At 70.9% G+C, this 26,124-nt stretch carries 22 protein-coding genes; 12 read left to right on the forward strand and 10 right to left on the reverse strand.

All coding sequences use genetic code 11. The features are described 5' to 3' along the window. The first annotated feature begins 113 nt into the window (after window positions 1–113). Genes ACWEN6_RS00525 through ACWEN6_RS00550 form a run of 6 tightly spaced genes read left to right on the forward strand, consistent with a single transcriptional unit; the run spans window position 114 to window position 5,937 of the window. Window positions 114–950 carry an STAS domain-containing protein gene (locus ACWEN6_RS00525; RefSeq protein ID WP_452568256.1) on the forward strand — a complete coding sequence of 279 codons (837 nt, stop codon included), beginning with the start codon at window positions 114–116 and terminating at the stop codon, window positions 948–950. Further along, window positions 950–1,315, forward strand: coding sequence for an STAS domain-containing protein (locus tag ACWEN6_RS00530; RefSeq protein WP_354849901.1), 366 nt, complete (start codon window positions 950–952; stop codon window positions 1,313–1,315). Before ACWEN6_RS00525 ends, ACWEN6_RS00530 begins: the two co-directional genes overlap by 1 nt. Continuing rightward, the gene (locus ACWEN6_RS00535; protein WP_354849904.1) at window positions 1,312–1,713 is read left to right on the forward strand and encodes an anti-sigma regulatory factor; all 402 of its coding nucleotides are present in this window, start codon (window positions 1,312–1,314) and stop codon (window positions 1,711–1,713) included. Before ACWEN6_RS00530 ends, ACWEN6_RS00535 begins: the two co-directional genes overlap by 4 nt. Continuing rightward, window positions 1,710–2,705, forward strand: coding sequence for an ATP-binding protein (locus ACWEN6_RS00540; RefSeq protein WP_452568513.1), 996 nt, complete (start codon window positions 1,710–1,712; stop codon window positions 2,703–2,705). The genes ACWEN6_RS00535 and ACWEN6_RS00540 overlap by 4 nt, the downstream gene beginning before the upstream one ends. Next, window positions 2,675–4,369 carry an ATP-binding response regulator gene (locus tag ACWEN6_RS00545; RefSeq protein ID WP_452568257.1) on the forward strand — a complete coding sequence of 565 codons (1,695 nt, stop codon included), beginning with the start codon at window positions 2,675–2,677 and terminating at the stop codon, window positions 4,367–4,369. The genes ACWEN6_RS00540 and ACWEN6_RS00545 overlap by 31 nt, the downstream gene beginning before the upstream one ends. Then, a complete protein-coding gene (locus ACWEN6_RS00550; RefSeq protein ID WP_452568258.1) occupies window positions 4,366–5,937 on the forward strand; it encodes a SpoIIE family protein phosphatase in 1,572 nt (523 codons plus the stop codon). Before ACWEN6_RS00545 ends, ACWEN6_RS00550 begins: the two co-directional genes overlap by 4 nt. 22 nt (window positions 5,938–5,959) lie before the next feature. Here ACWEN6_RS00550 and ACWEN6_RS00555 read toward each other — a convergent pair whose 3' ends face one another. Both ACWEN6_RS00555 and ACWEN6_RS00560 read right to left on the reverse strand, forming a co-directional pair. Beyond that, window positions 5,960–6,382: a PIN domain-containing protein gene (locus ACWEN6_RS00555; RefSeq protein ID WP_452568259.1), complete on the reverse strand. Its 423-nt coding sequence runs from the start codon at window positions 6,380–6,382 to the stop codon at window positions 5,960–5,962. Further along, window positions 6,327–6,632, reverse strand: a complete 306-nt coding sequence (locus ACWEN6_RS00560; RefSeq protein ID WP_452568260.1) for a hypothetical protein — start codon at window positions 6,630–6,632, stop codon at window positions 6,327–6,329. Before ACWEN6_RS00560 ends, ACWEN6_RS00555 begins: the two co-directional genes overlap by 56 nt. 345 nt (window positions 6,633–6,977) lie before the next feature. Between ACWEN6_RS00560 and ACWEN6_RS00565 the strand changes: the two genes are divergently transcribed. Continuing rightward, window positions 6,978–7,808, forward strand: coding sequence for a helix-turn-helix domain-containing protein (locus tag ACWEN6_RS00565; RefSeq protein WP_452568261.1), 831 nt, complete (start codon window positions 6,978–6,980; stop codon window positions 7,806–7,808). Further along, window positions 7,799–7,999, forward strand: a complete 201-nt coding sequence (locus ACWEN6_RS00570; RefSeq protein WP_452568262.1) for a DUF397 domain-containing protein — start codon at window positions 7,799–7,801, stop codon at window positions 7,997–7,999. The genes ACWEN6_RS00565 and ACWEN6_RS00570 overlap by 10 nt, the downstream gene beginning before the upstream one ends. Before the next feature lie 100 nt (window positions 8,000–8,099). Here the strand turns inward: ACWEN6_RS00570 and ACWEN6_RS00575 are convergent, their stop codons facing one another. Together ACWEN6_RS00575 and ACWEN6_RS00580 are read right to left on the reverse strand one after the other, a co-directional pair. Next, on the reverse strand, window positions 8,100–10,163 hold the full coding sequence (locus tag ACWEN6_RS00575) for a protein kinase domain-containing protein (RefSeq protein WP_452568263.1): 2,064 nt from the start codon (window positions 10,161–10,163) through the stop codon (window positions 8,100–8,102). 5 nt (window positions 10,164–10,168) lie between these two features. Beyond that, window positions 10,169–12,226 (reverse strand): protein kinase domain-containing protein, encoded by a 2,058-nt coding sequence (locus ACWEN6_RS00580; RefSeq protein ID WP_452568264.1) that lies wholly within the window; start codon window positions 12,224–12,226, stop codon window positions 10,169–10,171. 302 nt (window positions 12,227–12,528) lie between these two features. Here ACWEN6_RS00580 and ACWEN6_RS00585 point away from each other — a divergent pair, with 302 nt between their 5' ends. Then, window positions 12,529–12,777 (forward strand): hypothetical protein, encoded by a 249-nt coding sequence (locus tag ACWEN6_RS00585; protein WP_354849931.1) that lies wholly within the window; start codon window positions 12,529–12,531, stop codon window positions 12,775–12,777. Window positions 12,778–12,828: 51 nt separating this feature from the next. Here ACWEN6_RS00585 and ACWEN6_RS00590 read toward each other — a convergent pair whose 3' ends face one another. The 4 genes from ACWEN6_RS00590 to ACWEN6_RS00605 all read right to left on the reverse strand — a co-directional run bounded on the left by ACWEN6_RS00590 (window position 12,829) and on the right by ACWEN6_RS00605 (window position 18,222). Beyond that, window positions 12,829–14,457, reverse strand: coding sequence for an alkaline phosphatase family protein (locus ACWEN6_RS00590; RefSeq protein ID WP_452568265.1), 1,629 nt, complete (start codon window positions 14,455–14,457; stop codon window positions 12,829–12,831). 10 nt (window positions 14,458–14,467) lie between these two features. Beyond that, complete coding sequence (locus ACWEN6_RS00595) at window positions 14,468–15,373, reverse strand: carbohydrate ABC transporter permease (protein ID WP_452568266.1); 906 nt, start codon at window positions 15,371–15,373, stop codon at window positions 14,468–14,470. Continuing rightward, window positions 15,370–16,422 carry an ABC transporter permease gene (locus tag ACWEN6_RS00600; protein WP_452568514.1) on the reverse strand — a complete coding sequence of 351 codons (1,053 nt, stop codon included), beginning with the start codon at window positions 16,420–16,422 and terminating at the stop codon, window positions 15,370–15,372. Before ACWEN6_RS00600 ends, ACWEN6_RS00595 begins: the two co-directional genes overlap by 4 nt. 87 nt (window positions 16,423–16,509) lie before the next feature. Continuing rightward, the gene (locus tag ACWEN6_RS00605; protein ID WP_452568267.1) at window positions 16,510–18,222 is read right to left on the reverse strand and encodes an extracellular solute-binding protein; all 1,713 of its coding nucleotides are present in this window, start codon (window positions 18,220–18,222) and stop codon (window positions 16,510–16,512) included. Between the two features lie 314 nt (window positions 18,223–18,536). Between ACWEN6_RS00605 and ACWEN6_RS00610 the strand changes: the two genes are divergently transcribed. The 3 genes from ACWEN6_RS00610 (at window position 18,537) to ACWEN6_RS00620 (ending at window position 23,844) form a co-directional block, all read left to right on the forward strand. Further along, window positions 18,537–19,748, forward strand: a complete 1,212-nt coding sequence (locus ACWEN6_RS00610; protein ID WP_452568268.1) for an ROK family protein — start codon at window positions 18,537–18,539, stop codon at window positions 19,746–19,748. Window positions 19,749–19,954: 206 nt separating this feature from the next. Continuing rightward, window positions 19,955–22,792 (forward strand): glycoside hydrolase family 3 C-terminal domain-containing protein, encoded by a 2,838-nt coding sequence (locus tag ACWEN6_RS00615; protein ID WP_452568269.1) that lies wholly within the window; start codon window positions 19,955–19,957, stop codon window positions 22,790–22,792. Further along, the gene (locus ACWEN6_RS00620) at window positions 22,789–23,844 is read left to right on the forward strand and encodes a LacI family DNA-binding transcriptional regulator (RefSeq protein WP_452568270.1); all 1,056 of its coding nucleotides are present in this window, start codon (window positions 22,789–22,791) and stop codon (window positions 23,842–23,844) included. The genes ACWEN6_RS00615 and ACWEN6_RS00620 overlap by 4 nt, the downstream gene beginning before the upstream one ends. Window positions 23,845–23,943: 99 nt before the next feature. Here the strand turns inward: ACWEN6_RS00620 and ACWEN6_RS00625 are convergent, their stop codons facing one another. Next, window positions 23,944–25,116, reverse strand: coding sequence for a low temperature requirement protein A (locus ACWEN6_RS00625; protein WP_452568271.1), 1,173 nt, complete (start codon window positions 25,114–25,116; stop codon window positions 23,944–23,946). An 84-nt stretch (window positions 25,117–25,200) separates the two neighbouring features. Continuing rightward, window positions 25,201–26,031: a DoxX family protein gene (locus ACWEN6_RS00630; RefSeq protein WP_452568272.1), complete on the reverse strand. Its 831-nt coding sequence runs from the start codon at window positions 26,029–26,031 to the stop codon at window positions 25,201–25,203. Window positions 26,032–26,124 lie beyond the last annotated feature (93 nt).

Here is a 26,124-nt window from a genome sequence, read left to right on the forward strand (position 1 = left end):
ATTCGCTGTTTTCTTTGCGCCGTGCCATGACGGGATGCGCACTTATGTGGCGAAGGACGCGGCCAATAGGCTGACCGACGAGTATTCCTTGGGGCGACACAACAGGAGTCTTTTTGACCACCTCGAATTCCGCGGCCCAGCAGCGCATCGAAGATCTCCTCGGCACCGCCGAGGCTCAGGTGCTCCAGCGCTGGCGGCAGATGGCGGAGACACCAGAGGACGAGCTGCGCGAGCTCTACGCGGCGTTGCGCGCGGCGTTGTCCGATCCCCAGGGGGACTTCAGTGACGTGCGCGGCCTGCTCGCCGAATTCTCCCGCGCCCGCGCACGGCAGGGCCTCACCCCCTCAGAGGCCTCGCGCGCGGTCTTCGCGCTGAAGGAGGCGGTGTACGAGGTGGTGGAGGCCACCGGCGACACCGAGACGTTGCGCGCGTACATCTGGTTCGCCAGACTCGTCGACGACCTCGGGCTGTACACGTTCGAGACCTACTCCGCGGCCCGGGAGAAGATCATCCGCGATCAGGCGGAGCAACTGCTGGAGCTGTCGACCCCGGTGGTGAAGCTGTGGGACGGCATCATCGGGGTGCCGCTGATCGGCACGCTCGACTCCGCGCGCACCCAGGTGGTGATGGAGAAGCTGCTCCAGATGCTGGTGGACACCGGCTCGGAGCACGCGGTGATCGACATCACCGGCGTCCCCGCGGTCGACACCCAGGTCGCCCAGCACCTGCTCAAGACCGTGGCCGCGGCCCGCCTGATGGGCGCCGAGTGCTCGATCTCCGGCATCAGCCCGCAGATCGCGAACACCATCGTCACGCTCGGCATCGAATTCGGAGACATCGTCACCAAGGCGACGCTGGCCGACGCCCTCGCCCACGCGCTGAGGCGCAGCGGGGTCGAGGTCACCGCGCCCCGTTCGGCGCGCATCTCGGTCAGGGCAGAGAGGTCCTGATGGAGCGCATCCCCATCCTCAAGCTCGGGGACATTCTTATCGTCACCATCCAGATCGACCTGGAGGACCAGAGCGTGCTGGCCCTGCAGGAGGATCTGTCCGACATGGTGGTCAGCACGGGCGCGCACGGTGTGATCATCGACATCACCGCCGTGGACATCGTCGACTCCTTCATCGGGCGCGTGCTGGCGACCATCGCCGGGGTGGCGCGGATGCTGGACGCGCAGACGGTCGTGGTCGGCATGCGCCCCGCGGTGGCGATCACGCTGGTGGAACTGGGCCTGTCGCTGGGAGGGGTGCGCACCGCGCTCAACCTGGAGAAGGGCATCGCGCTCTTGGACCATGTCTGGGACCCCGCACGGTGACCGAACCGCGGGAGCTGCCCATCACCGGTAACAGCGACGTGGTGCTGGTGCGGCAGCATGTCAGGAACGCCGCTATCGATGTAGGGCTGTCCCTGGTCGACCAGACCAAGGTGGTGACCGCGGCGAGTGAGCTCGCCCGCAACGCGCTGGTGTACGCCGGCGGCGGCTGGGCGCGCATCGAGATCGTCAGCAAAGGCGCACGGCAGGGTCTGCGCCTGTCCTTCCGCGATGAGGGGCCCGGCATCCCCGACCTCGACCTCGCGCTCACCGAAGGATGGAGCACCGGCCGCGGGATGGGGCTCGGGCTCACCGGGTCGCGCCGTCTGATGGACGAGTTCGACCTCACCTCCACGCCCGGCGTGGGCACCGTGGTGACGGTGACGAAGTGGGCGAGATGACCATCGCCGCAGGAGACACCTGGACCCGCGCCGAAGACCGCAGCGTCGTCGGCGCCCTGCGGAAGACGGCCACCACACTCGCCGCGACGGCCGGATTCTCCTCTGTGCGCACGGAGGAGATGGCGATCGCGGTCAGCGAGGCGGTCTCCAACCTGGTCAAGCATGCGACAGAGGGCACCGTCCTGCTCCGCGCTCACCCGGGGTCGGCGGCCGCGATCGAGTTCGTGGCCATCGACAAGGGGCCCGGCATCAGCGACTTCGCCCAGGTGCTGCGCGATGGCCACTCCACGGCGGGCACACTCGGCATCGGGCTCGGGGCCATGTCCCGCCTCGCCTCGCGACACGACGTGTACTCCGTGCCGGGCAAAGGTACCGTGCTGACGATGCACTTCTGGGCGGACGGCGCCCCTCCGCCACCGTTGCGGGCCAGCGGCCTGACCCGGCCGATCGGGGAGGAAACGGTGTGCGGCGACTCCTTCGCCGCCGTCGAGACCGGCACGGGGACCACCGTGGTCCTGTGCGACGGGCTCGGCCACGGCTACCTGGCCGCCGAGGCGTCCCGTGAGGCGATGCGCGTCTTCCGGCAGATGCCGGACCTGGCGCCCGCCGAGATCCTGGAACGCGTGCACCGGGGCCTGGGTCACACCCGGGGCGGCGCGATCGCGATCGCCAGGATAGGCCGGGACGAGGTGTCCTTCGCCGGGCTGGGCAACGTGGCCGGCTGGATCGTCCACGGCCCGCAACGCCAGGGGATGGTGTCGCTTCCCGGCATCGCCGGCCACCACGCCAGGCGGCCGCGGCAGTTCGAGTATCCGCTGCCCGCCGGCGCCTCGGTGGTGTTGCACTCCGACGGGCTGACCAGCCGCTGGAACCCGGCGAGCATGCCGGGCCTGTTCGCCCGGTCGCCCTCGGTCATCAGCGCGACCCTGCTGCGCGAGGCCGGCAGCCGCAGGGACGACGCGTGCGTGGTGACGGTGAAGCCCGCCTCATGACCGACCAGGAGCTGATCCGGATCCGGCTGGGCGACCAGCAGGACGTGTTCGCCATCCGCCGGCTCGGACGCGAGGTCGCCGAGATGGTGGGGCTGAAAGGGCAGGACCAGATCAGGGTGGCCACCGCGTTGAGCGAGGTCGGCCGGGAGGCGTTCGACGTCCACGCCGCGACCACCGTCCTGTTCTCCGTGAGCGAGCGCGAACTGCTCATCACCGTGGACCACCGCCTGGGCGCGGACATCGGCGCCTCAGAAGGCGTCAAACTGGCCGGGCGCCTGTTCGACGACGTCACCCTCGACCCCGCCGGCGGCCGGATCCGCATGACCAAGGTGCTTCCGGTCAGCATCCACGCGCTCGACCTGGACGACGTGCGCGCCCGGCTCACCCATCTCGCCCCGGCCGGCGTCCTGGAGGAGCTCCGCGAGCACAACCGGGAACTGGCCGCCACCCTGGAGGAGGTCATGCGGCTCAACGAGGAGTTGCAGGAGACCAACCAGGGGGTCATGGCGCTGTACAGCCAGCTGTCGGCGGAGCTGGACCAGACCAACCGCGGCGTGGTGGCGCTGTATGCGGAACTGGACGACAAGTCGCGCCGGCTGCGCCAGTCCGGTGAGGCCAGGAAGCGCTTCTGGACGAACGTCAGCCATGAACTGCGCACGCCGCTGAACTCCATCATCGGCCTGGTCCGGCTGATGGCCGGACCGGGCGGCGATCCGCTCACCGGGGAGCAGCCGCACCAGGTGCGCCTGATCGAGTCCTCCGCCAAGACCCTTCTCGAGCTGGTGGACGAGCTGCTGGACATGGCCAAGGCCGAGGCCGGGCGGCTGGAGCCGCGGCCGTCGGTCATCGACGTGATCGCCCTCGCCGAACAGCTCGCCATGACCTTGCGCCCCTCCGAAGAGACCCACGAGGTGACGCTGAGCGTCGAGGTGGCCGACTCCGTCCACGAGATGCTCGTCGACGAGGTGCTGCTGACCAGGATCCTGCGCAACCTGGTGTCGAACGCGCTGAAGTTCACCGAGCGCGGTACCGTGAAGCTGCTGGCGCACCTCGACACCTCGACCGATGAGGTCGTCTTCACCGTCGCCGACACCGGCATCGGCATCGCCGCCGGTCATCTGGAGAAGGTGTTCGAGGAGTTCTTCCAGGTGCCCGGCCCCATGCAGGTCCCCGTCAGGGGCACCGGCCTCGGGCTGCCGTACGCGCGCAGGGTGGCGGAGGCGCTCGGCGGCACGCTGGAGCTGAGCAGCCGGCCAGGAGAGGGCACCACGGCGACGTTGCGGCTGCCACACCGGATGCAGCCGCCCGAGATGCGGCGGATGCTCATCGCCGACGACGACGCGGACTTCCGCGCCCTGGCCAGGCGCCTGCTGAGTGGAGTCGCGGCGCACGTCGACGAGGCGCGCGACGGCGCCGAGGCCCTGGCGCTGATGCGGGCGAACCCGCCCGACGTGGTCCTGCTCGACCTGCTGATGCCCCGCCTGGACGGCACCGCCCTGCTGCAGCACATGGCCGACGACGACCTGCTCCGTGATGTGGCCGTGGTGACCGTGACGAACGACCCTCCGCAGCCCTCCGCGTCCCACCCCGTGCTGTCCAAGCAGGGACTGCGCAGGGACAAACTGCTCGCCGCCATCCACGCCGCCATCGGTGGAAGATCATGAACGAGACGCCCGCCACGGTGCTGGTCGTCGACGACACCCAGACCAAGCGCTACATCCTCGCGAGCTGGCTGCGCCGGGCCGGCCACCAGGTCCACGAGGCGGCGGGCGGGCAGGAGGCCCTGGAGATGGTCGCCGAACTGCGGCCCGAGCTGGTGGTGCTGGATGTGCGGCTGCCGGACATCGACGGCTTCGAGGTCTGCGAGCGGATCAAGGCCGACCCGGCCACCGCCTCCATCCCGGTCATCCAGATATCGGGCAAGGCCGTGACGCCGGCCGACCGCACCGAGGGACTGGAACGCGGTGCCGACGTCTACCTGTCGGAACCGGTCGAACCCCAGGAGTTCACGGCAACCGTCGAGGCGACGCTGCGCTACTCGCGGGCGCGGCAGCGGGCCGAGCAGATGGCCGCCCGCCTGGCGCTCCTCGCCGAGGTGACCCGGAAGATCAACGAGGCGGAGACCTTCGACCACCTGTTGCAGGTGGCCGTTGCGGGCGCCGGCGAGATGCTGGAACGCCACGCGGAGGTGTTGGCCCTCCCGCCGGACGGCAGAGTCCGGTGGTACGACGGCCGGGCGGGGGGCACGGCGGTGGCCAATGACGGTCCCGCTGACATGCTGGAGAGATTCGAGCGCATCGCACCAGGCGACCAGGCGGGCGTCCGGGCCGTGGTCCTCGACCCCGCCGACTGGCCGCCGGGCGCGTCCGGCGCCGGCCCGGCCGCTCCGGCGTCCGGCATGCTGTGCCGCAGCAAGCAGGGCAGGCCCTCGGTCTACCTGGGCACCCGCACCCACTCACCCCTCGATCCCGACGAGGTCAACCTGCTCCGGCAGCTCGGACAGGCCCTGGCTCTGGCCGTCGACGCCCTGCGCGTCTACACCGAAGAGCACACCATCGCGCTCACCTTGCAACGCAGCCTGCTGCCGGCCCGCCTTCCCGACGTCCCGGGCATCGCCTTCGCCGTGCGCTACGAGCCGGCCGCCGAGAACGTCCAAGTCGGCGGTGACTTCTACGAGATCCTGCCGGTGGGGGAGCGGCTGCTGGTCGCGATCGGTGATGTGGTCGGTCACTCCCTGTACGCGGCGACGGTGATGGCCGAGCTCCGCCACGCGCTGCACGCCGCGATCATCGGCACGACCGACCTGAGCGAGATCATGGCTCTGCTCAACAAGGTTCTGCGCCGCTACCACCCCGGCATGACGGCCACCGTGTGCATCCTCATCATCGACCCTGCCACCGGCGAGGTCGAACTGGCCAACGCCGGGCACATTCCGCCGCTTCTGGTCGACGAGATCGCCCACTACCACGGGTTCGGCAACCTCCTGCTCGGGGTGACCGACGAGGTCTACCGCGTCGACAAGCTGCACCTGGCTCCCGGGCACAGCATCGTGCTGTTCACCGACGGGCTCGTCGAGGAACGCACCATGCTGCTCGACGACGGCCTGGAGATCGTCAGGGGCATGTCCGAGACGATCGGCGACGACCTCAACGACTTCTGCGACCGGCTCACCCGCAGATTCGGCCCCCGCGCCGACGACGTCGCCCTGGTAGCGGTCCGCCGCAACCCCTGACCGCCGCCCGCCGCTCTCATGGTCAGTTCATTGAGCCGGGAGGAGCCAGCCATTCCACTGGTTGTCCGGTGACCTTGGCGATGGTCTCGTAGTCACGGTCGTAGTGCAGGATGGTCAGACCATTGAGCTCCCCGGCCGCCGCCACCAGCAGATCAACAGGGCCGGCACATCGATGCCGGCCCCACTCGATGATGAGTTCCTGTGTCTGGAGGGCGCGCTCGTATACGCGGTCGGGTATGAAGACCCATCCGAACATCGCATGGAACAGGTCGAGCCGTTCGCGACGCTCGCGTGAGCATCGCACGCCGAAGAACATCTCGATCTCGACGAGAGGGCAGAGGCTGATCAATCTCGCCTTGGTGTGTTCATGCCACTGTTCGCGGACGGCCTCATTGCGCATCATCCGCCAGAGGGCGCTCGAGTCGATCAGGTAGTGGGTAGCCACCGCGATACGCTCTCTTGTCGGACATCCAGTCCCATACGCCGGACTCCGCGATCTCTGCCAGCCTGTTCCAAGCGCGATCGAAGGCTTCGTCGGCATCGGCAGTGGGAGGGGGAGCGGCGTGAGAGATGCCGCCATGTTCGACCGCTGCGCGCAGTGCGGCGTTCACGGTGTCCTTCTCGGTGGACTTCCGCAGGGCTTGTGCCGCTGCCGTCAAGACCTGATCGTCCACGTCGACCGTTATCTCGGACATAGCCCACCTCCGGTCCGCCACGCTCTGTCAGGAGTGTACTCGAGCGCACCGTGCTCTGTCGTTCACTCAACGTAGTCATCGTCATGTCAGCGGATGGTAATGCCGACAGCGGATGTGCGTTGCCCTTTCCCGGGGCTTGTGGATCGTCGGTTGTGGGCGGTTGCCGTCGGTGGGATGACGCATCGCGATATCGGTGACTTTCCGTATGCGTCCACGGAGTCGCTATTTCTCGCCCCAAGCTTGGAGCGCTGCCTTTACTGTTGGTAGCGAATCGACTACGCAACGGCTTCAGAGTCGCTCTGAGGTCGGTGAGTCAGGTCTGGCCAGGTGTCGCGAGGGGACCTCATGACCAAGATGATCGACATCGATCCCGAGGAGTCGCCTCGGGCGCGGTTCGCCTATGAGCTGCGCCGCCACCGGCTGGCGGCGCGGCTCACCCAGAAGCAGCTGGCACGGCGCATCGGCTTCTCCACCAGCGCCGTCGCCATGGTCGAGACGTGCAAGTTCCGGCCCTCGGAGCACTTCGCCGGGCTGTGCGACCAGGTCTTCGGCCTGGAGGGTGATCTGGGCCGCCTGTACCTGGAGGTCTGGCCACCTCCGCCTCCCGTCCCCGCCCACTTCCGCGACTGGGCGATAGAGGAGCAGAGGGCCACCGCACTCCGCTTCTGGGCCCCGCTTCTCATCCCGGGCATGCTGCAGACCGAGGCGTTCGCCCGCCGTATCTTCCAGCGGGAGCCCGGCCTGACCAGTGAGCAGATGGAGGAGCGGTTCGCCGGGCGCATGCAGAGGAGGTCGATCTTCTCGCGCACCGATCCGCCGACCGTCATGTGCCTGATCGACGAGGGCGTTCTGCATCGGCCCGTCGGCGGCGCCGAGGTGATGCGTGAACAGCTCGAACACCTGCTGGAGATGGCGACCCGGCCCAAGGTGACCATTCAGATCGTCCCGTACGGCGCGGAGGCTCTGTCGGGTCTGATCGGTGCTTACGCCATTGCCGAAATGCGCGGTAACGCGTATACGGTCCGAGTGGAGTCCCAACCGCGAGGGCGGACGATAACCGACAGAGGCACCATCACCGAAATCATCGACCGCTATGACGCCGTCCGGGCGGACGCCTACCCGCAACACCTGTCCTGCAAGATCATCAAGGAAGTGGTGACGGAGAAATGGACCTGAGCGGTGCGCGCTGGCGTAAGTCCAGCTGGTCGGGTGGGGACGGCGGCGAGTGCGTGGAGGTGGCGACGAATCTCGCCGGGGCGGTTCTCGTGCGGGACTCCAAGAACGTGCGCGGGCCCGTTGTCGTGTGTGCGGACGACCATTGGGCGGCGTTCCTCCAAGGCGTCAAGGCGGGCCGGTTCGGAGTCTGACCTCACGTGAGTGACCGTGGCCCCCGGCGCGTGTGCCCGGGGGCTTTCGGCGGTGCGACGTCCGAGGCTCCGGGACGTGGGCGGTCCGGTGCCCGCCCGGCTAGCGTCTGGTGAAGCGGTGGACGGAGGTGCCGGGTTTGCCGTTGTCCTCGGAGGCCGGGATGTCGGCGAGCACGCGGGCGGTCCTGCCCTTCAGGTCGGCGACGATGATCTGCTGGGGGTTCTTCGAGGTGTCCTGGTACATCACGTAGGCGTCGTTGAACCACCCGATGGTGAGGAACGACTTCGGCACGGAGAACGAGGAGCGGCGGCGGCCCGTCGCGGTGTCCCAGACGCACATGGTGCCGTAGGCGTCGGGGCAGGTGGTGACGAACGACTTTCCGGCGGGGGAGATGGCGTTCTCCGTGGCGTAGGCCTCGCCCACGTCCGGGATGGTGCGGACGGTCCTGCCGCGCAGGTCGTAGAAGCGCAGGCCGGCACTCGGGCCCTGTCCGTAGCGCAGTGCGACGGTCCTCTCGCCCGGGGCCCACATCACCGGCGCCCCGTCCGCGCCCCCCGCGTCGAGAGTGGCCGGTGTCACCGCGGTCGTGGCGACGTCCACGACGGCGAACCCGACCGGCTTCCTGACTCCGGACGAATTGTCGTAGGTGGTCAGCAGCAGCCTGCGGCTGTCGGAGGACCACTGGGGGTTGTAGTTCTGCAGCCGCTTGTCGGTCAGCCGGACGACGAACTCCCGCCCGCTCGCCCGCTCCACCAGCCGGACGAAGTCGTACGGCTGGGGTGTCTGCTCCTTCAGCCAGGGCAGCATGGCCGTCCACCTGCCGTCGGGCGACATCGCGGGTTCGAGTAGGGGGCCGGTGGCCGTGAAGCGGCCCGAGACGGGGTCGCGCTCGTAGCTCTGCGTCGACTGACCCCCGATGTACATGAAGGAGGACATCCGGACCGGGTCGGCGGGGTTCTCGTGCAGCGTGGTCTTCAGACCGGGCAGCCGCGTGGCCGAGGTGGCCGGGCCCGGTGCGGCGGTGGCCTCCGCGACGGCCTTGACCGAGCCGGCGGACGGGCTCGCCGGGCCGCCGCCTCCTTCCGCGTCGCCGGTCCGGCCGAGCAGGTACACGACGCCCCCCGACAGCAGCGCCAGCGCCGCCGCGCCCGCCGCGAGCCGGACGACCCCCGGGCGCCCGGCGGAGGCCGCGCCCGGCACGGTGACGATCTCACCGGGAGAGGCCGGGGCCGGCGTCTCGACGGGAGGGGATGGGGCGGAGGTCTCGCCGGGAGGGGACGGGGGCGGCGTCGCGCCGGCGGCGACGGCGGAGCCGGCGGAGAGCAGGTCGGTCCCGGCGGGCCGTTCCTGGGCGCCGAGCAGGCGCAGCAGGGCGTCGCGGGCGGCCGGGCGGCGGGCCGGCTCCTTGGACAGGCAGTCGGCGATCAGGCTGCCCAGGTCGCCCTGGAGGTCGCCGAGGTCGGGTTCGCGGTGCAGGATGCGGTTCACGACCGCCGGCAGCGAGTCCATCCCGAACGGCGGACGCCCGGTGGCCGCGAAGACCATCGTCGATCCCCACGCGAACAGGTCGGCGGGCGGCTCGACGAGCCCGCCCTCCAGTTGCTCGGGGGCCATGTACGGCGGCGTGCCGATCGCGCCCGAGCCGGTCGCCGAGGTGTCCAGCACGCGGGCGATGCCGAAGTCGATCACTCGCGGACCGTCGCGGCCCAGCAGCACGTTGCTCGGCTTGAAGTCGCGGTGCACCACCCCGACGCGGTGGATCGCGGACAGCGCGGTCAGGGTGCCGACGGCCAGCCGGTGGAGGCGGGTGGTGCGCAGCGGGCCCTCGGCGTCGACGACCTGCTGGAGGGTGGGGCCCTCGATGTACTCGCTGACGATGTACGGGCGGCCGTCGGCGGTGCCGCTCTCCACGACCTGGGCCGTGCAGAACGGGGCCACCCGGCGCAGGATCTCGGTCTCGCGCAGGAACCGGTCGGGTGAACCCGGCCCTGCGGTGTCCTGCCCCGCCGGGCCGGGCCGCAGCACCTTGATCGCCACGGACTGGCCGGCGGGGGTCCTGCCGAGGAACACCGAGCCTTGGCCGCCCTCACCGATGCGGCCGGTGACCTCGTAGTCGCCGACGCGGATCGGATCGCCGGGGCGCAGAGGGACTGTGGAGCTCATGCGCGCTACTTCCGGCCGAAGTGGAGCTGAACCGCCTCGGCGTCCTTCTTCGGGATCTCGGCCAGCGTGCGGGTGGTCTTGCCGTGGAAGTCGATGACGACGAGCTTCCTGTCGGCCTTGCGCTGGTCGTACAGGACCAGGTGGTGCTCGTCCCACCAGCCCTGGATGGACATCTTGGTCCAGGCCGGGATGGTGGCCGTGCGGTTGCCGGAGGCGAGGTTCCACACGCAGATGCTGGTGTCCTTCGTCGACTCCGACTCCGGGCAGTAGCTGTAGAAGGAGGCGCCGGAGGGGGAGAAGAGCCCCGCCCCGGGGATCTGGCTCACCCACGGCAGGGTGCGCACGACGTCGCCGTTCAGGTCGCGGAAGCGCAGTCCGAACCTCGGCTTGCCCTTGGTCTCGTAGGCGCCGACGACGTACGCGCCGTCCGGGCTCCAGTCGAAGTTGCCGAGCCCGTCCCGTTGGTCGTCGGTCATCACGACGGTGGCCTTGCGGGTGGTCACGTCAACCACGACGAAGCCACCGGGGTACTGCTGCTCCTTCTTGGTGAAGTGGTAGAAGGTGAGCAGGTAGCGCTTGCCGTCCCTGCTCCACACGCCGGCCAGCCCGCGCAGCGGCTGCTTGAGGGTGTCGACGGAGAATCTCTCGCCGGTCCTGCGGTTGAGGAAGACGACGTTGTCGTAGTTTCCGGCCGCGAACTTCAGCATCGGGTTGATCGCGATCCAGGCGCCGTCCGGCGAGATGGTCGGATCGCCGAACTCGCCGTTCTCGGCGATCTTGCGGAAGGTGTCGGTCCCGGCGTCGCGGGCGTAGGTCCTCAGCACTTTGTCGTCGATGTTCTGGAGAAGGTAGGCGTTGACCTGGAACGGGTCCGCCGGGTTCTCGTGCAGCTCGATCTTGGTGTCGGGGAGGGTCACGTCCTTGGTCGGCGGGGCCGGCGGGCTGGGCGAGGCCTGGATGACCGAGGCGGACGGCGCCGGCACAGGCGTCGGGGTGGCGCGCGCGACGGGGGTGACGGTCGTGCGGGGAACCAGCGCGTAGACCGCGCCGCCCGAGACGAGGGCGATGGCGACGGCGCCCGCGGCGAGCAGCAGGGCGCGGCGCCGGCGAGCGCCCCTTCCTGGAGGAGGGAGCGTCACGCGGGACGCCGGGTCGGGGGGCGGCGCCGAACGCAGGTCGCCCGGGGGCCACGCCGGCGCCGCGTCGGCCGCGTGCGGGGAGGACGCGCCGGGCGCCGCGGCGATGGATTCCGCCGTGGCGAGGATCTGCGAGTGGCCGACCAGGCGCAGGAGGGCCTCGCCGGAGGTGGGGCGGCGGACGGGCTCCTTGGACAGGCACTGGCCCACCAGGCTGAGCAGGTCGCCGTCCAGGACGCTCAGGTCGGGCTCGTCCCGCAGGACCTTGTTGATCGTGGCGGACATACTGCCGGCGTCGAACGGGTCGCGCCCGGAGGCGGCGAAAAGCATGGTGGCGGCCCAGGCGAACATGTCGGACGCGGCGCCGACGGCCGAGCCCTCCAGCTGTTCGGGGGTGAGGTAGGCCGGGCTGCCGACCGAGCGCGTCGTGCTGGAGACCCCGGCGTCCAGGGCCTCGGCGATGCCGAAGTCGATCACCCGGGGGCCGTCCGGGCCGAGCAGGACGCTGCTGGGGTCGAACTCGCGATGGGCGATGCCGGCCTGGTGGATGGCGACGAGCGCGGTCATGGTGCCGATGGCCAGCCGGTGCAGCGCCGGGCCGCGCAGCGGGCCGTCCTGCTCGACGGCCCGCCTGAGGGTGGGCCCATCGATGTACTCGCTGACCACGTACGGCCGCTCGCCCGCCAGGCCGGTCTCGATGACCTGGGCCGTGCAGAAGGCCGACACCTGCCGCAGTTCCTCGACCTTCGCGAGGAACCGGTCGGCGCCGGTCAGGCCGGCGTGCAGCAGCTTGAGCGCGACGTGCTCGTCATCCGGCCCCTTCGCCAGGTAGACCGTGCTCTTGCTCCCCTCGCCGAGCCGGCCGAGGACCTGGTAGCCGCCTAAATCGGGTGGATCATCCGTGAGGAGGGGCGAAGCCTCCGGCATATCGGGATTCTCCTTAGGGAAAGTCCGTCGGTAGATCGTCAATTATGCGGATGAAACGCGATGGCGGGGGAGTGCTCATCACTTTTGCCGGACTTTGACCAGCTTCTCACGCCTGGGTGCCCTGCGGGAGCGCCTGGCGGCGACGGGGAGCGGGCGGGCGGCGAGGCCCGATCCGGCACGCCGTCCGGGCCGGTGCCCGGCTTTCCGGAGTGCATCAAAAGGTGTGTACGGAATCGACCGGCTTAGCGGGTTGAGCCTCCTTTCTGGGTACTTCGGGATAAAGTCGACTCGAAAGGAAGATCATGGCTAGATGCGAAGTATGCGGTAATGATTATGAGATGAGCTTCGAAGTGCATGCCAAGGGCGGCGTACACACCTATGACTGCTTCGAGTGCGCCATCCAGGGCATGGCGCCCGTGTGCGAGCACTGCGGGTGCCGCATCATCGGCCACGGTGTCGAGGCCAGCGGCCACTGGTATTGCTGCGCTCACTGCGCCCGCGAGAAGGGCATCTCCGAGCTGGTCGACCACGTCGGGGCCGTCTCCCGCTGACCACCGGCCCGTGGCCCGGCCCCCTGTGTCACCAGAGGGCCGGCGCCGAGGTCACAGCGAACCGGCGGCGCGCAGGGCGCCCGTCAGGTCGTTGACCTTGGTGTCACGGACGCCGACGGGGGCCAGCCTCAGCCCTCGCTCGATCGTGGCGATGATGGAAGTGGTGTCGTAGACCGTGTGGTCCACGCCCGAGTGCCGCAGCGACCCGCCGACGATCAGGGCGGGGATGCGGGTGCCGGGCCCGAACCGGTCGGAGGCGCCGCGGGTGTGGCCGTCCCTGCCGGGCGGCGCGACGTGGTCCCACTGGCCGCCGAACTCGTCGTAGGTGACGACCACCAGGGTGTCCTTGGCCTGCGGCCCGCTCTGGACGGTCTTGAGCAGGTCCACCAGGTGGTCGCTGCCGTTCGGCTCGCTGGCGTAGCCCGGATGCTCGTTCTCCGCGCCGTACGGCTTGACGAAGCTGACCGCCGGGAGCGTCCCCTCCTCGGCCGCCTCGACGAACGCCGTCTCGTCCTTCAGGTGCGCGCGGCCGGGCTGCCCGGGCGCGTACGCCGCGAAGTAGTTGAACGGCTGGTGGTGGTACTGGAACAGCGGGCCCGGGTGTCCGGCCTCCGCGTCGTCCCAGCCGCCGGAGTACCAGGCCCAGCTGACGCCCTTGCCGCTGAGCCGGTCGCCGATGTTGGGGTACTCGGCGTCGTCGATGAGCGGAAGCCGCGCCCCGCCGCCGTGCGGCGCGCTCGCCGGCTGGACGGTGTTGACCGCGTAGTCGCCGCAGGCGAACGCCGGGTTGGCCGTGGGCCCGCACGCCTGCGTGAGCTGGGCGTCCTTGACCGCCGTCGCCGGCTTGTACAGCGGGTAGCCGGCGTTGGGGAACCCCGCGGCGTCGAGCACCGAGTGCAGCCCCTCGTTCGGCCCGCCCGGGCCCGCGCTGGTGTCGACGGGCGCGCGGCCGGCGATCAGCCACTGGTGGTTGAGGAACGAGCCGCCGAAGGCGCCCTGGAAGAAGCGGTCGGCGATCACGTACTTGGGTGCGCCGGCCGAGTGCAGGTACTTCCAGATGGGCAGCTCACGGGTGTCGTAGACGCCCATGGTGAGGCCGATGGCGTCGCTGCCGGTCACGTAGCGGTCCTGCCGGCCGTGGTCGATCTGGTACTGCTCCTGGTAGAAGCGGTGCACCAGGTCGCGCGTGCAGCCTCCGGGCTCGGCGCCGTCGGCGTCCTCCGGCACGCCGTTGGGGGCCGACACGCCCGGCGCCGGGCAGGTCCTGTCCTCGGGCCCGATGTAGTCGTCGATGGTGAACGGCCGGTTGGCGAAGTGGCTGGCCGCCACGCCGTGCGCGGCGTCCTGGCAGGTGCCCGCCAGGGGAGGGGTGGCGAGGTTGACGTCGTTCTGGGCCAGGCAGCGGTAGGGAGTGCCGTCCTGGGCGACCTGCCTGACCCGGACGGCGTCCCGGCCGAGGCCGTCCACGCGCTGCCCGCCGACCGGGCCCCAGTCGCCGTACAGGTTGTCGAAGCTGTGGTTCTCCTCGTAGATGACGACCAGGTGACGGTAACCGCCGATCACGTGCGGCTCCGGGCGGCCGTGGCCGCCGTCGGCCACGGCCGCGCAGGCCGGCAGCGACAGGGCGCCCAGCAACCCGCAGGCGGCGACGGCCGTCAGAGGTCTTCTTCTCGCTCGCATCCGCACATCATCACCCCTTGACCGCGCCGATGATGACTCCCTTGGTGAAATGGCGTTGCACGAACGGGTAGACGAACAGCACCGGGATCAGCGCGACCGTGACGATCGACATCTGGATGGCCAGGCTCGGCGGCAGGGGATGGCCGGCGATGGTGTCGCTGGTCTGGCCGACCACCAGCGACTGCCCCTGCAGGACGTACTGCCGCAGAACGACCTGCAGCGGCCACTTGCTCGCGTCGTTCAAGTACAGCACGGCGTTGAAGAAGGAGTTCCAGTAGCCGACCGCGTAGAACAGGCCGATGACCGCGATGACGCCCTTGGAGACCGGCAGCACGATGCGCCACAGGATGCGGAACTCGCCGGCGCCGTCCACGCGCGCGCTGTCGGTCATCTCGCCGGGGATGTTCATGAAGAACGCGCGCATCACGACCAGGTTGAACGCGCTCACGGCCCCGGGCAGGATCAGCGACCAGTAGCTGTCGATCAGCCCGAGCGAACTGACCAGCAGGTAGTTCGGGATCATCCCCGGCCCGAACAGGAACGTCAGCAGGATCATGAACAGCAGCGGACGGTGCAACAGCGAGCCGGGCCGCGACAGCCCGTAGGCCGCCAGCACGGTCACCGACAGGCTGATCGCCGTGCCGACGGCGGTGACGGCCAGGCTGACCACGACGGCGCGGGTGACCACTCCGCCGGAGAACAGCTCGCCGTAGGCGGCGAACGACAGCTCGCCGGGGACCCACACCAGCCCGCCGGCCCGGGTGACGGTCTCCTGGGTGGACAGGCTGGTGAGCACCACCATGTAGACCGGGAAGACGACGCAGGCCGCGATCAGCGTGAGCGTCAGGTTCTTGGCCAGCCGTCCGGCGAGGCGCGGCGCCTCGTCCCAGGCCGGGCGCGAAGTCGTGGTCGTCATGATCGTTTGTAGATCCCCTGCTCGCCGAAACGGTGGGCCACCTTGTTGGCCACCAGGATGAGCAGCAGCCCGACCAGGCCTTTGACCAGGCCCGCCGCCGCTCCGTAGCTCCACTCGCCGGTGGTCAGCGTGCGCCAGTACACGAAGGTGTCCAAGACCTCCGCCGCCTCCCTGCCGACCGCGTCACGCTGGAGGAAGAACTGCTCGAACCCCACGTTGAGCGCCTCGCCGAGGCGCAGGATCAGCAGCAGGATGATCACCGGGCGCAGGCCGGGCAGCGTGATGTGCCACATCCGCTTCCAGCGGCTCGCGCCGTCCACCGCCGCCGCCTCGTACAGGTTCTGGTCGATGGCGGCGAGCGCGGCCAGGAAGATGATCGTTCCCCATCCCGCGTCCTTCCAGACGGTCTCCGCGGTGACCAGCAGCAGGAAGGTGTCGGGGTTGGTCATCAGTTCGACGCCCTTGTGCCCGTGGTCGCGCAGGATCTGCGAGATCAGCCCGGCCCCGCCGAACATCTGCTGGAACAGCGTCACGACCAGCACCCAGGAGAAGAAGTGCGGCATGTAGACGATGCCCTGGATGAGCAGCCGCAGGCGGGGGCGCACGACGCTGTCGAGCAGGATGGCCAGCGCGATGGGCACGGGGAAGTAGAAGACGAGCTGGAACGCGGTGATGCTCAGCGTGTTCAGCGTCGCGTCCCAGAAGCTCTGGTCGGCCAGCAGCCACTGGAAGTTGCTGAACCCGACGAACGGGCTGTCCTTGAAGCCGACGTAGGGCGAGTAGTCCTGGAAGGCGATGACGTTGCCGAGCAGCGGCACGTAGTGGAAGACCAGCAGCAGTCCGGCCGCTGGGAACGTCATCAGCAGCAGCGGCCAGTCCCGCCGGAGGCGGCTCGGCAACGGCCTGCGGGCGGGATCGGCGGCGGCCCCGCCCGGTTTCCTGCCGTTCCGGCTTGCTTTGGAGGCGGTGTTGCGGACATTGTTAGTGGTGCCGGTTCCGGCGGGTGAGGTCAGGTCACCCGCCGGGCCGGTCTCCGTGGCCTTTCTCAGCACTCCGGCCGCCTTCGCCCGCCCGGCCGGGGCCGGCCCGTTCGGACGTCGCGCACGGTCGTCGCGCTCGCCATGCTTGTCGGGCGGCTACGCACGGCCGTTGTCCCGCAGGACCTTCATGTAGAACTCGCGCGCCTCGTCCCCGCCGTCGCGCCGCCACTCGGCGACGATCTGCTTGACGTCGCTCACCGGCCGGCGCCCGCGCATGATGTCGGTGAACTTGTCCTCGGTGGGGATCTGCAGGCCGGCCATCCGGGACGGCCGCTGGTCCCGGATGCCGTCGAGCGGGGTCTTCTCGATGTACTTGAACGACGCGTTCTGCCATCCGATGTTGCCCTGGACGGCGTCGGGGAAGGCGACGTAGTCGGCGACGATGGGCCTGCCGCCGAGGAAGACGTAGGACGGCTGTGCCTCCTTGCGCCCGAGGTCGGTGAGCTGGGGCACGCCCTTGTCGTCCCGGGTGAAGTGCTTGCCCTCCACGCCGTAGGTCGCCAGTTCGTACTCCTTGGTGCCGAACGGGGCGGCGCACCAGTTGAGGACGGACAGCAGCTCCGCGATCTTGTCCTTGCCCAGGCCCTTCTTCACGAACGTGAAGATCCCCGCCGGCTTGTTGTGGTACATGATCGGCGTGCTGCCGTCATGGGAGAACAGCGGCATCGCCTCGATGGCGAACTTCGGGTTCTTGCCGCGGTGCTGCTGCAGCAGTTCGTGCCAGGCGCCGAGGCCGTCGCGGTAGATGACGATCTGGCCGGAGGCGAACAGGTCCTTCTCGTTTGCGCCGCGGTTGGCGCTGACCACGTTCGGGTGGATGAGCTCCTCCTGGAAGAGCTTGCGCATGAAGGCGACGCACGCCTCCCACTCGGGTGTCTCGTACTTGTAGACGAGTTTGCCGCCCTCCAGCCGCCACTCCTGCGGGACCTTGAAGACGGGCCACACCATCTCGTGGATGTCCCCGAACGCCCAGCGCTTGCCCTTGGGATCGGTGATCGCCTTGCCCAGGTCGAACAGCTCGTCGGCGGTCGTGGGCATCTTCCAGTCGGAGTGCTGGTCGAAGATGTCCTTGCGGTAGAGCAGGGCGAAGGGGAACGGGTCGGTCGGGAAGGGCACCGCCATGAGCTTGCCGTTGAAGACCGAGAAGCCCCACGCGGGGCTGGGCAGGTTGGCCAGCATCGGGTAGGCCTTGACCTTGTCGCCCTGCAGGTAGGGGGTGAGGTCCTCGAACGCCTGGTCGACGGCCCGGTTGAAGTCGGCCATCTTCTCGATCTCCCACTGCGGGATGACCATGAGGTCGGGGATGTCGCCGCCCGCGAGCCGGGCCGTCACCTTGTCGACGTAGGTGATCCCGTCGGCGATCTGGAAGTCGATGGTCGCGCCGATGTCGGCGTTGCACGCCTGGAAGTAGGCGTTCTCCGACAGTCCGGGCGGGGGAGGGCCCCACAGCGGCGTCATCGCCTTGTAGGAGCCGCCCTTGCCGGCCGTGCCGGGGACGGCGTCGGCCAGGGTGGCGGGGTATTTCAGGAAGCCGCCGCCGACGTCGGGCACGCCGAGCAGGTTGGAGACGGTGCCGGGGACGTCCGGCTTCACGGCCTGGAAGGGCACGTAGGACGGGGTGAGCGACTTCAGCTTGTCGGCCGCGGCCGCGGTGGCGCCGCCGCTGCCGGGCCTGCGCCCGGAGGGGGTGGAGCAGCCGGCCACGAGGCCGCCTCCGGCGAGCGAGGCCGCGCCGAGGCCGACCAGGCCGAGGAACCCCCGGCGGCTGGGATGGGTGCCGGCGCTCGCGCCGTCAGTGGGAGATGTCATCGGAGGCTCCCTTCGCGGGGGTGTGCGGCGCTTAGTACGGGGGGTGTCAACGGCGCTCCTTCAGGTCGGGCCAGGTGTGTGAAGGGTCGGGTGTTGGGAGTGGCGGGCCCCGGGGTAGAGTTAGTTCGTCTGATGACCAAACAAATTAGTCCAGGGGCCCGGGCGCCACAAGGGACGGCCCGGCCGTTCCCCCGGGCCGCCGGTCACGGATTGGTGACGGCGGCCGGCGAGGGAGGGCGAGGGCGAGGTATGACCAGCGGCTCGACGATGCGGCATGATGGGCCCACCGGGGCTCAGCGGGAACGGGGCTGATTTTGATCAATACGCACACCGGGCCTCAGCCGGCGGACTTCGCCGACGTCAGGGCCACCAACCTCGCGGTCGTGCTGCGGTTCGTGCGGGAGAACGCGCCCTGCTCCCGGGCCGACATCGCGGCCTCCACCGGGCTCAACAAGGCCACGGTGTCCAGCCTGGTCGCCGACCTCATCGACCGGCGGCTGCTGCGCGAGACCGGCCTCACCGAGAACCGCGTCGGCAGGCCGGCCACCATGCTCGTGCTGGACGGCTCCCCCTACGCCGCCATCGGCATCGAGGTGAACGTCGACTACCTGACCGCCGTCGCCGTCGACCTGGCGGGCACCGAGCTGCTGTCGTGGCGCCGGTCCTTCCCCGGCGCGACCGCCACCCCGAACCAGGCGGTCGCCGCGGTCGCCGCCCTGGCCCGGCGGGTGCTCGGCCGCATGGGCAAGGAGGCCCGCCAGGTGCTCGGCCTGACGGTCGCGGTGCCGGGCCTGGTCGACGTGGGCGGCTCGGTGCGCATCGCGCCCAACCTGGGCTGGCATGACGTCGACCTGGCCGGCGACCTGGCCAAGGCCCTGCGCGACCCGGGCTTCCCCGTGCTGGTGGACAACGACGCCAACCTCGCCGCGCTCGCCGAGCACCGCTTCGGCCCGCACGGGGGGGCGGCGGATCTGGTCTACCTCACCGGCGCGGTCGGCGTGGGCGCGGGCGTCATCATGGACGGCCGGCTGCGCCGCGGCGGCCAGGGCTTCACCGGCGAGATCGGCCACATCCAGATCGACCCTTCGGGCGCCGAGTGCCGCTGCGGGCGCCGCGGCTGCCTGGAGGCCGTCGCCGGCATGACGGCCGTGCTCCATCGCACCGCCCCCGACGCCGCGCCCGCCGAGCTGGAGCCCGAGATCGAGGAGGTCGTGCGGCTCGCCCGCGGAGGCGACCCGCTCATGCTGGACACCCTGGCCACCATCGGCGGCGAGCTGGGCAAGGGCGTGTCCATCATCGCCAACGTGCTCAACCCCGAGGTGGTCGTCCTCGGCGGCTACTACATCGCCCTCGCGCCGTGGGTGCTGCCCGCCGCGCGCGAGGAGTTCGTCCGCCGCAGCTTCGCCCCGGAGGCCGGCGGCACCCGCCTGGTCGCCTCCACCCTCGGCTACGGGGCGGCGGCGCTCGGCGCGGCCGCTCGCCTGCTGGACTCGGTGGACTCCGGCCGCCTGCCCGCCCAGGGCTGACTCACGAAGGACTCTTGACCCAAAGGCCGCGAAGCGGCACTCTTCAGGAGAACCCCGGATGTAACGCTGCTGAAATCTTCGTGCACACCGTCGAAGCGCTTCGATACGCCTGGACGTCCCGGCCGCGTCGAAGCGCTTCGACCACCAGAGACGCTCGGCGTCGAAGCGCTTCGAAACGCACCTCGGTGAGCGAAGGACGGTCCCAGATGAACGAACCGGTGTCAGGCACCTTCCGCGATCCCGCCCTGCCGGTCGAGGCGCGCGTCGCCGACCTGCTCGCCAGGCTCACGCTGGAGGAGAAGATCGGCCTGCTGCACCAGTACCAGGCGGCCGTGCCCCGGCTCGGCGTCGGGGCCTTCCGCACCGGCACCGAGGCCCTGCACGGGCTCGCCTGGCTCGGCCCGGCGACCGTCTTCCCGCAGGCGATCGGACTGGCCAGCACCTGGGACCCCGACCTGGTGCGCCAGGTGGGCGCGGCCACCGGCGAGGAGGTGGTGGCGATGCACCACAAGGACCCCGCCGGCGCGGGCCTCAACGTCTGGGCGCCCGTCGTCAACCCGCTGCGCGACCCCCGCTGGGGCCGCAACGAGGAGGGCTACTCCGAGGACCCATGGCTGACCGGCGTCATGGGAACCGCCTACTCCCGGGGCCTGCGCGGCGACCATCCGACGCTCAGGACCGCCCCCACGCTCAAGCACTTCCTGGCCTACAACAACGAGACCGACCGCTGCGTCACCTCCAGCAACCTGCCGCCCCGCGTGCTGCGCGAGTACGAGCTGCGGGCCTTCCGCCCCGCGATCGAGGCCGGCGCCGCCGTCTCGCTGATGCCCTCCTACAACCTGGTCAACGGCCGCCCGGCCATGCTCAGCCCGCTGATCAACGACGTCGTGCGCGCCTGGACCCGCGACGACCTGCTGGTGGTCAGCGACGCCTACGCCCCCGGCAACCTCGCCGGTCTGCAGGGCTACCACGACGACCTGCCGCAGGCCTACGCGGCGGCGATCAAGGCCGGCACCGACAGCTTCACCCAGGACGACGACCGGCCCGCCGCCACCCTCGGCCACATCACCGAGGCGCTGGAGCGCGGGCTGCTCGCCGAGGACGACGTGGACACCGCCGTCCGCCGCGCGCTGGCCGTCCGCCTCCGCCTCGGCGAGTTCGACCCCGCCACCCCCTACGACGGCATCACCGAGGACATCGTCAACAGCGCCGGGCACCAGGCCCTCGCCCGGCGGGCCGCCACGCAGTCCATCGTCCTGCTGAAGAACGACGGCCTGCTGCCCCTGCGCGCCCCCGAGCGTGTCGCGGTCATCGGGCCGCTCGCCGACACGCTCATGGAGGACTGGTACAGCGGCACGCTGCCCTACGCCGTCACCGCCCGCGCCGGGCTCGCCGAACGGTGCGTCACCGCCTTCGCCGAAGGCGTCGACCGGGTCGCGCTCAACGCGGCGGGAGGCCACGTCACGGCCGCCGAGCACTTCGCCGGCGGCCCGCTCGCCGTCTCCCCGGCGGGCGAGGCCCGCGCCACCTGGTTCGACCTGTTCGACTGGGGCGGCGGCGCCTACGCGCTGCGCGCCTGCGCCAACGGCAGGTACGTGTCGGTCGGCGACGACGGCGTGCTGGTCAACGACCAGCCCGGCCCGAACGGCTGGGAGGTGCGCCAGACCTTCCGGCTGGACGAGCGTCCCCGCGGCACCCTGGCGCTGCGCCACATCTCCACCGGCCGCCACGTCGGGCTGGCGCCCGACGGCGTCCTGCGGCTCACCGACGACCCCGACACGGCCGCCGTGCTCACCCTGGAAATGGTCGAGAGCGGCGCCCAGGCGGCCGCCGAGCTGGCCGCCACCGCCGACGTCGCCGTCGTCGTGCTCGGCGACCATCCGCTGGTCAACGGCCGCGAGACCGAGGACCGCGCCGACCTCGCCCTGCCGCCCGCGCAGGAGGCGCTGCTGCGCGCCGTCCACGCCGCCAACCCCCGTACGGTGCTGGTCCTCAGCAGCGGCTACCCGTTCGCGGTCACCTGGGCCCAGGAGAACGTGCCGGCCGTCCTGTGGTCCGCCCACGGCGGCCAGGAGTACGGCAACGCCCTGGCCGACGTGCTGTTCGGCGACGAGGACCCCGGCGGCAGGCTCACCCAGACGTGGTACAGGTCGGCCCGCGAGCTGCCCGACCTGTTCGACTACGACATCATCGCCACCGACTCGACGTACCTGTACTACCGGGGCACGCCGCTGTACCCCTTCGGCCACGGCCTCGGCTATACCCGGTTCGTCTACTCCGACCTGCGCCTGTCCTCGTCCGCCCTCGCGCCGGACGACGTGCTGCACGTGCGGGTGACCGTCACCAACGTCGGGCTGCGCCCCGGCACCGAGGTCGTGCAGCTCTACACCCACCAGCGGCGCTCGCGCGTCAAGCAGCCGCTGCGCCAGCTGCGCGGCTTCGAGCGGGTGCGGCTCGCGCCCGGGGAGAGCCGCACCCTCACCCTGTCCGTCGACGTCGCCGACCTGGCGTTCTGGGACGTCACCCGGGGGAGGTTCGTGGTCGAGGAGGCCCCGCACAAGGTCCAGGTGGGCGCGTCGGCGCGCGACATCCGGCTGTGCGCGCACTTCACGGTGGCCGGCGAGCGCATCCCCGCCCGCGACCCCTACGCCCGCCCCCTGGACGCGGCCGACAACGACGAGTACGACGGAATCGTGCTGTGCGACGCCGCCCGCTCCGGCGGCGACGCGGTCCGGGGCACCGACCCCGGCGGGTGGATCGCCTTCCGGGAGGTCGACTTCGCCGGCGGCGCCGCCGACTGCCTGCTGGCCGTCTCCAGCACCGAGGGCGGCGTGCTGACGCTGCGGCTGGACGACCCGCTGTACGGCGAGGTCATCGGCGCGGTGTCGGTGGCGCCGTCGCGGGACAGGTACGACCTGGCCACGGTCACCTGTCCCCTCGCCGGGGCGACGGGAGTGCACGATCTTCATGTCGTGTTCGAGAACGAGGGGGTCACGGTGAGCGAGCTCCGCTTCACCCGGCAGGTCACGGGGAGCGCTCGTTGAGAACGGTCACCATCGCCGACGTCGCCAAGCACGCCGGTGTCGCCGTGAGCACCGTCTCGTACGTGCTCAGCGGCAAGCGCGCGATCTCGGCGACGACGAGCCAGCGCGTCATGCGCAGCGTCCGCGCGCTCGGCTACCACCCCAACGCCGGCGCCAGGGCGCTGGCCAGCAAGCGGTCCAACGTCATCGCGCTGGTGCTGCCGCTGCGCGCCGGCATGCACCTGCCCGTCCTGATGCAGTTCGCCACCTCGGTCGTCACCACCGCCCGGCAGTTCGACCACGACGTGCTGCTGATGACCGCCGACGAGGGGCCCGACGGGCTGCGGCGGGTCGCCGCCAGCGCGCTGGTGGACGGCCTGGTGCTGATGGACGTGGAGATCCACGACCCCCGGGTGCCGCTGCTGCGCGAGCTGGAGGAGCCGAGCGTGCTCATCGGCTTCCCGGCCGACGCCTCCGGGCTGACCTGCGTGGACCTGGACTTCGCGCAGGCGGGGGCGATCTGCGCCGAGCACCTGGCCTCCCTCGGCCACCGCGAGATCGCGCTGCTGGGCGCGCCGAACGTCGTCTACCAGCGCGGCACCGGCTACGCCGAGCGCACCATGGAGGGCTTCGCCGAGGCCGGGCGCGAGCACGGCGCGACGGCGATCGCCCGGCCGTGCGAAGAGAGCTTCGACGAGGTGTGCGCGACCGTGAAGGCCCTGCTGGAGGAGCATCCGGGGCTCTCGGGCATCGTGGTGCACAACGAGGCCGCGGTCGGCCACGTGCTGGGCGCGCTGCGGGTGCTCGGCCGGCGGGTGCCCGAGGAGGTCTCGGTCGTCGCCATCTGCCCCGACGACGTCGCCGAACGGGCCAGCCCGCCGCTCACCTCGGTGCTCATTCCTGCGGCCGACGTCGGCCACCAGGCCGTCCGCCTGCTCATGGCCAAGCTGGAGGGCGGCGCCGTCCCCGACGCCACCCTGCTGCCGCCCCGGCTCACCATCCGCCAGAGCACGACGGCCCCCGGTCCCGTCCCGCCCCTCGCGAACTCGGCGACCGCACCGACGAAGGGCTGACCGGCGGTGCGCGCCGGCCGCGGCCCGCTCGGCGAGCACCGCGGTCCGGCGTGACGGCGGCGTCCGACCACCCCGCGCTCTGAACCGTGCCCAGGCCGCTCACCCGGTGGCGGCATCCCGGGACGCGGCGGTGTGCTCGGCGGCCAGGGCGCAGCACAGCATGACCACCAGGGCGGTGAGCTGGGCGATGGAGGACCACAGGCCGAGCGGGATGGTGAGGGGCGCGACGGCCGCCGCCACCGTGCGCAGCGGGCGCGCGGGCAGGGCGAGCACCCGGCGGTACATCGTGTCGCCCGCCAGGTAGAGCGTCACGCCCGCCGCCAGGGCGATCGCCGGGCCGGCGTGCAGGTGGTCCAGCGGGTGGCCGATCGCGTTCTTCACCCCCGCCGCGACGCCGACGATGCCGAGCAGCATCGGGATGTGGGCGTAGAAGTAGGCGCCGAGGATGAGCCGGGTGCGGCGCACCGGCTCGGCCTGTACCAGCGCGTGCTCGGCGGCGGCGTCGTCCTCGCCGCCGAAGTAGCTCCACCACAGACACGCCGCCAGGGCGAGCCCCAGCGCGGCGGCGGCCAGCAGGGCCGGGCTCACCTCGCCGTGGGCGCCGATGCCGATGGCCACCACCGACTCGCCGAGCGCCACGATCACCAGCAGCCCGTGCCGCTCGACGATGTGCGCCGGGTGCAGCGGGAAGCCCTTTTGCCCGATGAAGTACGGGCTGCCCCACAGCAGCACCATGGCCGCCGCCCAGAGCAGGTAGACCAGGACGCCGTCGGCGAGGCCGGCCGCGAACAGCAGTGCGGTCGCCGCGAGGTTGAACGGGATGACCCGGACGAACGAGGCGGTCGCCTGGAGGTACAGGCCCGCGTGGACCAGCACGATGATCAGGTAGCCGAGCGCGAAGGCCCACCCGCCGCCGTCGAAGGCCCGGGGGATGGCCAGTGCCATGATGAGGAATCCGGCCATGCCGAGCAGGATGAGCACCCGCCGGGCAGGGCGGGCGGGCGGCACGGTGTTGGTCAGCCAGGCGTATCCGGAGTACATCCACCAGATGACGCCGAAGACCAGCAGCACGCGCACCGCGCCTTCGACGGGACCGCCGTGCGCGGTCTGCGCGGGGGCCTGCGGGGCGAAGCCGTCGACGAGCAGCGTGGTGAGCTGCGTGACGGTGAAGACGAAGACCAGGTCGAAGAAGAGCTCCAGCGTGGAGACGCGCAGCTCCTGATGGGGGGAGGTGGGCTCGACACGTTCGGCGAACCAGCCGGGCAGGCGCATGCGCCCATCCTCGCCCCCATTCGCCTCTTATGACCGCAGAGTTCGCCCGAGGCTGATCATCCGCCCTGGAGGTTCGCGGTCACGCTAGTCGGTGTCGGAAGGAGTGGTGGTCTTCCTGCCGCCCGCGACCAGGCGGTCGGTTCTGGTGGAGGTGGACGGGGCGTCGGTGGTGATGTCCTCGGCGTCGTCGGAGGGCTTGGCCGGGCGGCGCGGCCGCGCCTTGCGGGGCGCGGTCACCTCGCCGGCGCCGCCGGCGTCGCGGGTGCCGCCGGTGTCGCCGGTGCCGGTACGGCCTTCGGGGAAGGTCACCGGGCCCTTGGCGCTCGCGTCCTTGACGGCCGGGCGCTGGACGGCGGCCTGCTTGACGCCGCCCGCGTCGCCGCCCGTGCCGGACGCGGTGGGGGCCGGGGCGTCGCCGGAGGACGAGGCGGGGCGCGCGGTCTCGCGCCAGGAGGCGATGACATGGTCGGCCTCGGCGTCGGCGGCCATCTCGTCGGCGGCCTCGGCCTCGCGCCTGCGGATCACGACCAGGTGGTCGACCGACAGGCGCCCGGCTCCGACGACCGCGAGGAGCACCGACGCCGAGCCGAGGGCGACGATGAGGTTGATGTCCCCGCCGGTCAGCGGCAGGCCGGTGTCCCCGCTGACCAGCACGAACACGGCCAGCGCCTCGGCGAAGAGTATGAGCCCGCAGGCGGGGACGGCCAGGCCCGCGACCAGGAGGGCTCCTCCGATGAGCTCGATGAGCATGGTGGTGGCGGCCCACATGCCCGGGGCCGGGGCGTCCATCCGGGCGAACTGCTCACTGGTGGCGGTCAGCCCGAACTCCAGCTTGTGCCAGCCGTTGGCGAAGAAGATGCCGCCGACGCCCAGCCGGGCGGCCAGCGCGGCGAGATCCTGGAGGGTTCGTCTCACGGTAGCCATTCTCCTGGGGTCGGTCGGCGTTGCACAGACAATTGCCCTGTATCGCCCCCGACATGCGCGCCGGAGCGGCGCACGGACGGGCTC

Source organism: Sphaerisporangium sp. NPDC004334 (genome assembly GCF_053602655.1).